Source organism: Rummeliibacillus sp. POC4 (assembly GCF_003576525.1).
Classification (GTDB): domain Bacteria; phylum Bacillota; class Bacilli; order Bacillales_A; family Planococcaceae; genus Rummeliibacillus.
The window spans coordinates 1-12,328 of sequence record NZ_QWUA01000091.1 but is presented as its reverse complement, the minus strand read 5'-3'; the positions used below and the strand labels follow the sequence as shown (position 1 = coordinate 12,328).

Here is a 12,328-nt window from a genome sequence, read left to right as displayed (position 1 = left end):
AGTTATGCACAGTTTTTGCACATATTACGAAATAGCCTATGATTAGTTGCTAACTTATGCACTACAATTTATAAAATTGTGTATAAATTTATCTATTATCCCCAAGTGTAATATTTGATTTAGGATTTTTTAGATAGAATACTAATGCAAATGCGGATAACATGTGGATAATTGGAGAAGAAGGTTTTTGCTTTCATATGATTTAAAGCGCAAACGCAATTAAGACTCTAATTATGCCACCCTTTAAAGTTCATAAGAAAAAAACTTTATATAATTATTACTTGCACTTATCATAGTATTCAAGGTCTTGAATATCTTATTCGTGCTGCATCAAATGGTGTTCTAGTTTTATGGGAGGGAACTTAACATGCAGAAAAAGAAAAGTATTATAACAAGTTTGAGTATAGTGTCAGTGATGCTAGTAGGATTTATAGGGGCTAACAGCTTAGCACATGCGCAATCAAATGATGGAATAGGGTTAAGTGTAATAGACAAAGTCAATACAGTGGCAACTACAGAAAATCAAAATTTTATTGAACCTATCTTCGTCTATGGTGATTATTATCACTACTATAATTTTGAACAACAAGCTGTAGATTCACAAAGTATTAGTGACTTACCAACAGTGAATTTGAAATTAGACAATGGAGAGATGTCCTTCATAGAGAAGACATTAAAAAATATAATTCAAAAACAGTATAATTTTACTGTTACAAAAGATTCCGAAACACCATATAACTTCGTAGTAGACCTTTCAATGTCCTCAAAAAATACAAAAGAGGACATGACAGGGGCTATTTATGGGGTACTAACTAATAGAGACACTAAGAAAGAAATACGTTTTGATATACCTAGCGACAAAATGAGTAATGCGCTTATAACAACGGATTTCTTCAAATTAGCAAAGGGGAATTATACTTTGCGGATAGTAGATACTGGAAAACTGAAAAATCTAGAAAACTATAATTTTGTACTCATGAATACACTACAAGGTACTTTATTAGCAAAAGATGTTCCAATAGAAAAAAGCGGTAAACTAGTCTATGCAGGAACTAATGTTAGTTTTGAAATCTTTGTGTCACATGCTAATTTGCAAGGGGCAACTATTGAAACAAAGTGGGACTTGTATAATCCAAAAACAAAGAAATATGACAATATTTCACCATACAATGAGGAAAAGAAATATAGCTATAAATTAAAGAAAAAAGGTAATTATAAGTTCAGAATAACAAGTAGGATTAAGGGAACAAAAACAGTAGCAGTACAATACCATACCATTAAAGCTATAGATCAAGTAACCCCTAAAATCACAGCACTAAAACTAACAATAGGAAAATCAGTAGATAAAAAAGGAACGAAACAAGTCAGAGTGAATTATAATATAGAATCCCCTTACTATAATGGTCACTTGACTGTGTGGAAAAAGGGGACAACTGGAAAATATCAAAAGATAAAGGCCTTAAAGGTTGATGATATAAGTAGACATAGCTACAAGGATTTAAAGTTTAAAAAAAGGAGTATATAAAGTCACTTTATACGTAAAGACAGATAAACTTTCTTTAAAGGATACGATTAAAAGCACAACTAAATCAAAAGTTTTTAAAATAAATTAATCATCAAAGATACTTCAATTAGTTTTTGAAATGTGGATAGTACTTATTATTATCATAGTAATCCTCTAGTAAAATGATTTTTAGAATGAAAAATGGTATGAGTATCATGCACTCATACCATTTTTTTGAATTTATTTTTCGTTACGTTTTTTATAGATTGTTGTCATAACAACTAGAACAAGTAGAATAATTTGACCGACAATTGTTTCAACTGTTGGGTAGAAACCGATAGTTGACCAAACTGGTAAACCGCTAATTACTGATGATGGCAATATATCAGTCAATTGTAATGTATGAATGCTGACACCAATAATCTTGAACGCAAGAATATAGATTAAAATTGTAGCAACCGCAAAGAATTTGTGTACTGGAATCTTGCCGCTAACTCGTAATAAGAAGAAGGCTACAACTGCTAAGATGACAATTGCAGTTACAATTCCAAGACTAAAATCGGTTGTTGACATTTTAGGAGCAATTCCCATATAGAAGATTAATGTTTCAGCACCTTCTCGGAAGACAGATAGGAAACTGATAAATGCCATTGCCCAAATACTTTGTTTAGACATTGCGTGATTCATCTGTTTTGCTATATAAGAGTTCCATGCTTTAATATTCGACTTGCTATGCATCCAAACGCCAACACCAATCATCATTGCTGCAGCGATTAAACCTACATATCCTTCAATCATTTCACGACTAGTATTAATCGTAGCAGAGTTAAATATTGTAGACATTGAAACTGCTAAAACCGCACTTAATGCAACCCCGAAGAGAGCACCCATGTAAATCCATTTTCCCATATGTTGTTGATCGGATTTTTTTAAGAAAGCGATTAGTGCAACGATGATTAATAATGCTTCCAAACCTTCACGTAATAGGATTAAAGCTGAATCCCAAAAGCTATAGTTTTGATCACCTTGAATCAGTTGAATTTGTTGTTTAAAGTTATCTAATTGTGAGTTGATATCTTTTACATCAACAGTATCTTTCATCAAATCACTAGCAATAATCGGCATATCACTTTCAATTTTTGTATAGAGACTAGCATTTTTTGTACGGATATCCCCTTCAACATTTGGCCAAGTTGTGATGAACTTTTTGACCGTTGCAGAAGCTTTTTCATAATCTTCGTCGTCTATTTGAGCCTTTGCATCATCGATTAGATCAACTAGAGTTTGTAAAGAGTAAGTACCTTTAGCAGATGAAGCTACTTTTTTGCCAGCTCCAAAATCATTAATGGCCTTTTGTAGCCCGTCAAATTGATCTTGAATGGAATCCATATTCGGATTTTCATCAGAAAGTGCAATTCGTATAAAAGACATTTGTGTTTCAATTTTGCCATAAGCTGCAATGTCGTATTCTCGAACAGGTACTTCTTTTTTTGTCCAGAAAGTATTAAAGGCATTATAAGCCTTTGTAAGTTTTTCAACATCGCCTTCTTTAATGGAGGCTTGTAATTGATTTAGTGCAGGTTGCATAACATTTGCGAAGGCTTTTCTTTCAGCTTTTTCATCAACAGGATTTTCAGCCTTTTCAAGAGCTGTTAATGCTTTTGAGAGAACAGTTAATGCCTTCAAACGATCCTCTTTAGTAGTAGCTGTTTGTGTGTCTTCAAGAGCTTGTTCAACAGCTTTTGCTTCTTTTGAATCTTTGACGTTAGCTTGTTGCCAACTTTCCTCAAAAGTTCTGATTGCATCTTTTGCCTTTGCATCATTACCTTGTTTGGAATTCATTATGGCATCACTGATTGAAATATACAGGTTACTATAGGATTCCGCTGCTGCTACAGGATGGATTGTTGTGAGTGTAGCAAACAATAAGATAATGAGAAATTGACTACAACGTATTAAATAATGCTTCACCTATATAACTTCCTTTTTTTATACCAGGGAAGCAAGCGAAAACACCGCTTCCTCGATGTGTAATATATTCATTTAACTTATCTAGTCGTCCTAAACTGTTTTGAATCTTAATAAATTGTTCAGGATTCTTTTGGAAAGAGATAAATACGAGTCCGGCATCATAGGTACCTGTCGCATCAACAATACCTGAAGAGTAGGAGAATGAACGACGCATTATTCTAGCTTTTGCTTGTTTTGCTAGAAAAACATGTGATGTTTCGGGTACGATGTAATTTCCATTTTCATCTTTTCGTTCAATCTCCACTGCATCAAATTCATTTTTCTTTCCAATTGGTGCGCCTGAATCACGATGACGACCAAAAGTATTTTCTTGTTCTTTTAAAGAAGTACGATCCCATGTTTCTAAATGTGTTTGGATACGACGTACGATTAAATAAGTCCCTCCTGTCATCCAAGGTTTAGAATCACCGGATTGTACCCAAACAACCTTATTCATGTCCTTTTCATCAGAGGTATTTGGATTTTCGGTACCATCTTTGAATGCAAACAAGTTGCGAGGTGTTTGTTTTTTTCCGTTTTTCGTAGGGAATGAATTAAAACCGGATTGTGACCATCTCATAGAAACTTTTCCTGAAGCAGCACGGATTAAATTTCGAACTGCATGAAACGCAACTTGTGGATCATCAGCACAAGCTTGAATGCATATGTCTCCACCTGTATAAGCATCTTCTAGTTGATCTTTAGGGAAGTGGGGTAAGTCTTTTAGTTCTTTCGGTTTTAATGATGCAAGGCCAAGTTCTTTTTTCTCAAATAGAGATGGTCCGACACCGAATGTAATTGATAGATTGCGAGCATCTAATCCTTTTGCTTCTCCAGTATCTTTTGGTGGAATCATATCATTCTTGTATTCACCAATCATATTACCATTCATCATTTGAACAGCAAGAGGTGTCCACATTTGGAACAACTCTTGCAATTCTTTTTTAGATTTAACTAAAACATTTAATGAAGCAAAGTAGATATTTGTTTGAACAGCAGTGGCGATACCTGATTGATGTTTGCCATAAAAATTCACTTTGTTAGTAGCGGTTGTATCGTCTTCTTGTAAGAAATCTTTGCCGAATGCTTTTAATACGCCTCCCATACCAGTAGCGCCAATTGCTATTCCAGCAGCTCCAGCACCAGTAATTTTTAACATTTGTCTGCGTGTTATTTTTTTATCTATCAATTTTTCATCATTGTTTGTCTTAGTCATTTTTTTCTCACTCCATAATAATTCCCATTTGACTTAATGGTTCGCCTAAGTGGTTTACAGCTTCTGATAATGCTTTTGTATCTTCTTTAGTTAGTTTTGTGTAAGATACATAGCCGCCATCTTTTGTTTCATATTTTGCAAGTAAATCATTAACTGCTTTGAATTTGTTAGTTAAGTCTTCTGCTAGTTTAGAATCTTTGTCTTTAATTTGATCTTCTAAAATAGTGAAGATTTTTTCTGCGCCTTCTATATTAGCTTTGAAGTCATATAAGTCAGTATGAGAATAGATTTCTTCTTCTCCAGAGATTTTTGAAGTAGATACTTCGTTTAATAGATCTACTGCACCTGTCATCATAGTATCAGGCGTTACTTCAGCAGTTTCTACACGGCCACGTAATTCTTTAGCATCAGCAAGTAATTGATCAGCTGTTTTTTCATAACCTTTAGTTGTGTTTTCTTCCCATAGACCATATTCAATTTTATGGTAACCAGTCCAATCTTCTTCACCTTGGCCTTCTTCTTTTAAATCTGCTAATCGAGCATCAATACGTGGGTCAAGATCGCCGAAGCTTTCTGCGATTGGTTCAGAACGTTCATAATACATACGAGCAACAGGATAAATTTCTTTTGCTTTATCTATATCTCCAGCTTTAACAGCAGCTACAAATTTCTCTGTCTCAGCAGTGAATTTATCTAATTGGTCAAGGGCAAATTCTCGATATGCATCAATTTCTTTTTGTAAATCAACTGATGAGGCATTTTTTGTTGATTCTTCAGTTTTTGCTTTACTATCGTCTTTTTTTGCATCATCTGTACTGTTACATCCAGTCATTACGACGCTCCCTGCTAATAAAATAGCTAGTAATGATTGTGCCTTCATATTTTTATTTCCTTCTTTCTAATGATTTGTTACGTACGTTTTCACTAATAGCAATGATAATCATTATCAATATAAAAATCAATAGAATTAAGAAAAGAATTTTTTTTAGACAAAAATAACGCTAATAATCTATCAAATTGTATCATGTTTTTAAAGAAAATATAGCACGGAAATTTGTATAGCTTTCCTATATATATTAAGAAAAGGAAGGGATATACCAAAGAGTAAATATTAACATTGAATTAGAGAGATTATAGGAATTTTTGCCATTGGGGATTTGCTCTTGTCTTTAATAATTCAAAAGCATGTCTAACAATTATGAAAAAGTAAACATACTTTTGAAATGTTATTTAATCGAGAAATTGTTTTAGTTCATTTTCTAAAAATGGTTTGGCAGATAAAAAATCTGTGAATGCATTATAACGTGCCTTTTGCACAATTGTTGGTTGTTTACCAGTATAGTAAGCACGGATTAAGATATTCTTAGGTGTATGTTCCATATCGATAAATTCTAAAAGTTGTGCATCATAACCGACTAAATTTAAAATTTCAGCACGTATTGAATCTGTTGCAAGTGCCGAAAAGCGTTCTTTAATAAGTCCATGTTGTAACATAATATCGAGAGGAGAGGATTGTAATTGACGGTTGAGTTCATGTTGGCAGCAAGGGACACTTAAAATAACGTGTGCTCCCCATTTCACAGCACGTGCTAATGCCATATCAGTTGCAACATCACAGGCGTGAAGAGTAACAACCATATCAACTGACGTTTCGTCATTATAGTCATTAATATCGCCGACTAAAAATTCAAGTTGATCATATTGCAAATCCTTAGCGATTTTAGAGCATTCTTCAATAACTTCTTTTTTTAAATCAAGTCCAGTAACGCGAATATCTAAGCCTTGTTCGACTTTTAAATAGTGGTATAAAGCAAATGTTAAATACGATTTCCCAGATCCAAAATCTAAAATACGGATTGTTTTATCCTTAGGAAGATAATCTAAAGAATCGTGGATAAATTCAATGAAGCGATTAATCTGTTTGAATTTATCATACTTTTGCTTTTTAACTTTACCCTCGGGGGATTGAACTCCAAGACGTATTAAAAATGGATAAGGTTTATCTGGATCAAGCAAATAATTCTTCTTACGATTATGTGATAAATTTATTTCTTTCAGCTCTGTTTTTTCAGCTTTCCACAACACTTTGTTTTTCTTAGAAAGTTGTATATGGATATTCTCTTCGATGAATTCGCCTTGGAATTGGCGGAATTGATCAAATAGATCATTAATGCTTTGTCCGATTAAAGATAATGGAACATTTTCGTGTTTTAATATACGTTCGTATTGGTACTCTAACTGAATATGATAAATACCTTTTAGTTTAAGTGGTTTCAGCTTAACACGTTTTAAATTGTTAGATTTTGTTCGTGGTTGACTGATAGTTGCTGATACAAGTTGCTCCTTAAGAAGAAGCTGTAATAAATTTTGTTTCATTTCATTAAAATCCATCTTTTCGCCTTCTTTATTATTTAATCGATGGCATAAGTGTATCATAATTTAGGCCTTCTTAAACTAATGCTAGTTTTGTTGTTTTTCATCTATATAAGTTAGTGTCTTACCAGTCCAACCTGCAAGGATTGTTAATATAGGTGAAAGTAAACAGAAGAAGGCAAAAGGAAAGTATGCCCAAGTAGATACAGTTAATACTTTTGTGATGAATATGCCACATACACTCCATGGAACAAGTGGATTAACGACAGTTCCTGCATCTTCTGCGACTCGTGCTAAGTTTTTATTTTTTAAGCCAACTCTTTGAAATTGGGCTTGAAATGCTTGTCCTGTTAATAAAATCGAAAGATATTGTTCACCGATTAAGGTGTTGATCCCAATAGCTGTGAATGCAGCACCTGTAATTACAGAACCAACGCTTTTGAATAGTTTCTCAATACGTGATAGTACCGATTGTATAATACCTAAAGTAAATAATAGTCCACCCATACTAAGCGCTAATATTACGAGACCTACCGTAAACATCATACTATTAATACCACCGCGAGATAGGAGTGAATCTATATCTTTTATACCTGTATGAGAAGTGTATCCATTGAATAGATTAGATAACACTTCACTAAATCCATATTGATGATGAAAGTAAGATATGAGTATAGCTATGAGTGTTCCTGTAGCTAATGTTATAATAGCAGGAACTTTTTTTATTGCCATGATCATTAGAACTAACAGGGGAATTAGCGTGTACCAATGTACCATGTTAGTTGAAAGTAGGCCTTCCTTAAAGGTATTTATTTTATGCGTATTCTGTAAAACCTTAGATGGTGACAAAATAGCATAAATTATAGCCGAAAGAATAAGAGCGGGAATCGTTGTCCAGCACATATTCTTTATATGTTCAAATAAGTCTACGCCCATTATAGTAGATGATAAATTACATGTGTCAGATAATGGAGACATTTTATCGCCAAAGAATGCCCCAGATACAATTGCCCCAGCAGTAATTGCTAAAGAGATATCCATCGCGTTTGCCATACCGATAAAGGCAACACCTACTGTTGCAGTTGTTGTTAAGGAACTACCAATTGCAATACCTACAATACAAGTGACGATGAAAACAACTGCATAGAAGAAATGGGGAGTGATTGTTTCAAACCCTAAATAAATAAGTGTAGGAATTGTACCACTCATCATCCAGCTACTAATCAATGTGCCGATAAAGAAGAAGATAAAAATGGCACTAAGTCCTGCCGAAGCACCTTGGGTGAGTCCATTCTCTAAATCTTTGTATGGGATTTTTTTGTATAAACCATATGCTATCAATAATAGAATTGCGATAAGGATAGGCATATGTGGTACTGCATCAAAAATAGCAATACAAACAGTCATAATGGATATTATTAAAAAGATTAAGATAAATGCTTCCAAAAAGGAAGGGGTCATCTTAGCATGAATTCGAAACATTATAAATCCTCCTCAAAAGTCATCCAATTTGAAAATAAAAAAATCCTTCAATCCCATCAAAAGGGACGAAGGAAAACTCCGCGGTACCACCCTAATTGTCAAAATAGTTTTGACCACTTCATTGGTTCCAAGTTGTTAATGGTGTAATTCATCTTTGTCATAACCTAGGCTTACATCAACCGCCAAGTTTCTTTTTGCTGTCATTGACAAGACTACTTTTCGTCCATCGCTTGGAATATACTTTTTCACTTCAACGCGTTGAATCTATAAAGTATTTTACCACGTATTTAAATGTAGTCAATAAAATGAATTAAATTAAATATGTTATCTAGTCAATTTGATAAAAAAGAGCTGGATAAAACTTAGATCCAGCTCAGCAAATTTTAATGATTATTATTCTTTTTTCATAATATTAGTTTCTTTAAAGTATTTAATGAGGATATTTTCTACGTTTTCAAGATGCCATAACATAGCTTGTTTCGATTTTGTTTCATCTTGTTGTTCAATAGCCTCATAGATTTTCATATGCTCATCAAATAACTTTTCTCGTGTTGTTTGTTTAGAATATAGCCATATTCTTCTGGTTTCTTTCATCGTCTCGAACATCAGCCCAGATACTTGTTCTAAGAAAATAGAAAGTAATGGATTATGTGATGCTAGGGATATAGCAGTGTGAAATTCAAAATCAACTTTTTCCCCTAACTCTTCATTAAGAGGGGATTCTTTCATCTCCTCTAAAATCTCTCGCATTTTATTTAAATCTTCTTTCGTTCGATTTCGGGCCGCGGCAGTTACTGTTCCTACTTCAATAATTTTACGTACTTCTAAAAGGTCGGATATATCCTCTTTGTTCATAAGAATAGCCGTTGATAACGGAAATACTATTTGGTTTGCATCAAATGATTTAACAAATGTACCTTCACCTTGTTTGATATCAACTAATCCCATTGCTTTAAGTGCAGATAGAGCTTCTCTTATAGCAGAGCGACTTACTTGGAAGTTTTCCGAAAGTTGCTGGACTGAATCCAGGCGATCACCTGGTTGTAAGACACCTGTTCGAATCATTTCATGCAAAGCTTCTGCAACTTCTTCGTATATTTTTTTAGCTTTGATCTTTTTATATTGCAATATGTATTCACCTCGTAAATAGTAAAAACACTATTATTTCTATAATTATACATGATGTTGCTCTTCAAAGTATTTATTTACTTACGATAAATTTTCTAAAAATTGTTGAAAATATAAAAACTAAACAATATAATCTTATCATATAGTCATCAGATGACCTAATATTCATATTTTATAAATATATGGTTATAAAGGGGATTTTTTATCAGAGATTAGAATGTTTCTTGATAATTTAGGGGGAGAAAAAATGACATTTACGCAAAATTTCACAGCAGTAGGGGGAAGCTTGGGATGGACAGCACTAATTGCTGTTATTCCGATACTATACTTTTTCTGGGCATTAGTTATTAAAAAAATGAAAGGGCATAATGCCGGACTTACAACATTACTAGTTTCGTTGGTTTTAGCTGTAATCGCTTTCAAAGTGCCCGCTGGTACAGCAATTATGTCTGCTACACAAGGTGCTGTTTATGGATTAATACCAATAGGTTGGATTATTATCACATCTGTATTTCTTTATAATTTAACTGTAAAAACAGGATACTTTAATATTATTCGTCATTCAGTATTATCTATTACGGAAGACAGACGAATTCAAGCATTGCTTGTTGCGTTTTCTTTTGGAGCATTTTTAGAAGGTGCAGCAGGTTTTGGTGCACCAGTTGCGATTTCAGCAGCATTATTAGTAGGACTTGGTTTTAACCCTTTATATGCAGCAGGCCTGTGCTTAATCGCAAATACTGCACCAGTTGCATTTGGAGCAATAGGAGTGCCTATTACAGCAATGGAAGGTCCAACGGGAATCGCTGCAACTGAAATTTCAAAAGTTGTAGGACGTCAATTACCATTGTTATCAGTTTTTCTTCCATTCTTCCTAATTGTTATTATGGCTGGATTTAAAAAAGCTGTAGAAGTATTACCAGCAGTGCTCATCTCTGGTATTTCATTTGCACTTACGCAGTTCTTATCTTCTAACTTTTTAGGGCCTGAATTACCTGATGTTCTTTCAGCTTTAGTATCATTGGTAGCGCTTGCGGTATTTATGAAATTCTGGCAACCAAAAACAATCTTCCGTTTTAAAGCGGAACAGGAAGTAGCTGTAACCGTTGCTACAGTGGGACAAAATGAAGGAGAACATGAAGAACATTATTCGGGAGGGGAAGTTTTAAAGGCTTGGTCGCCATTTATTATTCTGACAGGATTTATCTCTATTTGGGGGATTCCAACAATTAAGCTTGCTTTAACAGGACATTACGAAGGGACAAATGTTATTTTAAAAGGTGTAAATGCTATTGGACATGCACTTACATTTATGCCTGAGGTTCCCTTTTTACACAACAAAGTACTTAGTGGCACATCTCATGAACCAATAGCAGCTGTATACAAGTTAGAATTGTTAGGGGCAGCGGGTACTGCAATTCTATTGGCAGCAGTTGTCACGAAATTTGTTCTAAAAGTATCTTGGAGTAAATGGATTGTAACTCTCATTGAAACAGTTAATGAAATAAAATATCCGCTAATAACTATTTGTTCAGTAGTTGCTTTTGCATATGTAGCAAATGTTGCAGGAATGACAACAACACTAGGATTGGTATTGGCAAAAACGGGCGCACTTTTCCCATTCTTTTCTCCAGTACTTGGTTGGTTAGGCGTATTTATCACAGGATCAGATACATCTTCCAATGTATTGTTTGCAAAACTTCAACAAGTTACTGCTGGTTCTGTTGGTATGGATCCAACCTTATCTCTTGCTGCTAATTCATCCGGGGGAGTTACAGGCAAAATGATTTCACCTCAATCCATTGCAGTTGCGACAGCGGCAGTTGGATTAGCGGGTAAAGAATCAGAATTACTACGGTTTACTTTAAAATATAGTATTTTCCTATTGTTACTGATCTGTATCCTAACATTCTTACAAAGTAATGTGCTATCTTGGATGCTTCCATAGAATAATTCTAAAGAGGTGTTATTTATAAGTTAAAAACTTATAGGTAACCCTTTTTACTTTCTGACAGTCAAAATTCATAATTCATCTCATTCAACATATTTTATAGTATTTATTAATAACAGAATCTTATGATATTATAGAATAATAGATTTATATAAGTGATAGTCATATATTGTTTGTTGAAAAATCTAAAAATTTTTAAAAATGATGTTTTATTGAAGGGGGATTTGATATGTCAGATAATATGTACCAATTATTTGCAATCATTATTTATATGGTTGCAATGTTGGGCATTGGATGGTATGCATTTATGAAAACGTCTAATTTGACAGATTATATGTTAGGTGGGCGTTCGTTAGGACCAGCTGTTACAGCACTGAGCGCAGGTGCTGCTGATATGTCTGGATGGTTATTAATGGGTTTGCCAGGTGCTATATATGCAAATGGGTTAATCGAAGGTTGGATTGCAATTGGTTTAACAATCGGTGCATATTTAAACTGGAGGCTAGTGGCACCGCGTTTACGCATGTATACACAAGTTGCAAATAACTCTATAACAATCCCTAGCTATTTAGATAATCGATTACGTGATCGTACAAAATTACTTAGAATTGCTTCGGGTTTAATCATTCTGGTATTCTTCACATTCTATGTATCTTCAGGAAGG

The 12,328-nt window shown here is 33.9% G+C and carries 9 protein-coding genes; 3 read left to right on the top strand and 6 right to left on the bottom strand.

Annotation, left to right across the window (positions count from 1 at the left end):
- Positions 1-367 precede the first annotated feature (367 nt).
- Complete coding sequence (locus tag D1606_RS16905; RefSeq protein ID WP_119417189.1) at positions 368-1,525, top strand: hypothetical protein; 1,158 nt, start codon at positions 368-370, stop codon at positions 1,523-1,525.
- Between the two features lie 219 nt (positions 1,526-1,744).
- Here D1606_RS16905 and D1606_RS16900 read toward each other — a convergent pair whose 3' ends face one another.
- From D1606_RS16900 to D1606_RS16875, 6 genes are all read right to left on the bottom strand, one after another.
- On the bottom strand, positions 1,745-3,475 hold the full coding sequence (locus D1606_RS16900; protein ID WP_119417188.1) for an FTR1 family iron permease: 1,731 nt from the start codon (positions 3,473-3,475) through the stop codon (positions 1,745-1,747).
- A complete protein-coding gene (gene efeB / locus D1606_RS16895) occupies positions 3,450-4,730 on the bottom strand; it encodes an iron uptake transporter deferrochelatase/peroxidase subunit (RefSeq protein WP_119417187.1) in 1,281 nt (426 codons plus the stop codon). The genes D1606_RS16900 and efeB overlap by 26 nt, the downstream gene beginning before the upstream one ends.
- 7 nt (positions 4,731-4,737) lie before the next feature.
- Positions 4,738-5,610, bottom strand: coding sequence for an iron uptake system protein EfeO (gene efeO / locus D1606_RS16890; RefSeq protein WP_119417186.1), 873 nt, complete (start codon positions 5,608-5,610; stop codon positions 4,738-4,740).
- Positions 5,611-5,960: 350 nt separating this feature from the next.
- Positions 5,961-7,121, bottom strand: a complete 1,161-nt coding sequence (locus D1606_RS16885) for a class I SAM-dependent methyltransferase (protein WP_119417190.1) — start codon at positions 7,119-7,121, stop codon at positions 5,961-5,963.
- Positions 7,122-7,190: 69 nt separating this feature from the next.
- Positions 7,191-8,585: a Na+/H+ antiporter NhaC gene (gene nhaC, locus D1606_RS16880; RefSeq protein WP_119417185.1), complete on the bottom strand. Its 1,395-nt coding sequence runs from the start codon at positions 8,583-8,585 to the stop codon at positions 7,191-7,193.
- A 393-nt stretch (positions 8,586-8,978) separates the two neighbouring features.
- Complete coding sequence (locus D1606_RS16875; protein ID WP_119417184.1) at positions 8,979-9,713, bottom strand: FadR/GntR family transcriptional regulator; 735 nt, start codon at positions 9,711-9,713, stop codon at positions 8,979-8,981.
- Between the two features lie 247 nt (positions 9,714-9,960).
- Here D1606_RS16875 and D1606_RS16870 point away from each other — a divergent pair, with 247 nt between their 5' ends.
- Both D1606_RS16870 and D1606_RS16865 read left to right on the top strand, forming a co-directional pair.
- Positions 9,961-11,661, top strand: a complete 1,701-nt coding sequence (locus D1606_RS16870; protein WP_119417183.1) for an L-lactate permease — start codon at positions 9,961-9,963, stop codon at positions 11,659-11,661.
- 232 nt (positions 11,662-11,893) lie between these two features.
- The coding region (locus D1606_RS16865) for a sodium:solute symporter family transporter (protein WP_483314017.1) at positions 11,894-12,328 on the top strand (435 nt) is incomplete at its 3' end.

Bases quoted from the DNA above. Each gene is read 5' to 3' on its own strand.
- nhaC (WP_119417185.1), bottom strand. From the start codon at position 8,585: ATGTTTCGAATTCATGCTAAGATGACCCCTTCCTTTTTGGAAGCATTT.
- efeB (WP_119417187.1), bottom strand. From the start codon at position 4,730: ATGACTAAGACAAACAATGATGAAAAATTGATAGATAAAAAAATAACA.
- D1606_RS16870 (WP_119417183.1), top strand. From the start codon at position 9,961: ATGACATTTACGCAAAATTTCACAGCAGTAGGGGGAAGCTTGGGATGG.
- D1606_RS16905 (WP_119417189.1), top strand. From the start codon at position 368: ATGCAGAAAAAGAAAAGTATTATAACAAGTTTGAGTATAGTGTCAGTG.
- efeO (WP_119417186.1), bottom strand. From the start codon at position 5,610: ATGAAGGCACAATCATTACTAGCTATTTTATTAGCAGGGAGCGTCGTA.
- D1606_RS16885 (WP_119417190.1), bottom strand. From the start codon at position 7,121: ATGGATTTTAATGAAATGAAACAAAATTTATTACAGCTTCTTCTTAAG.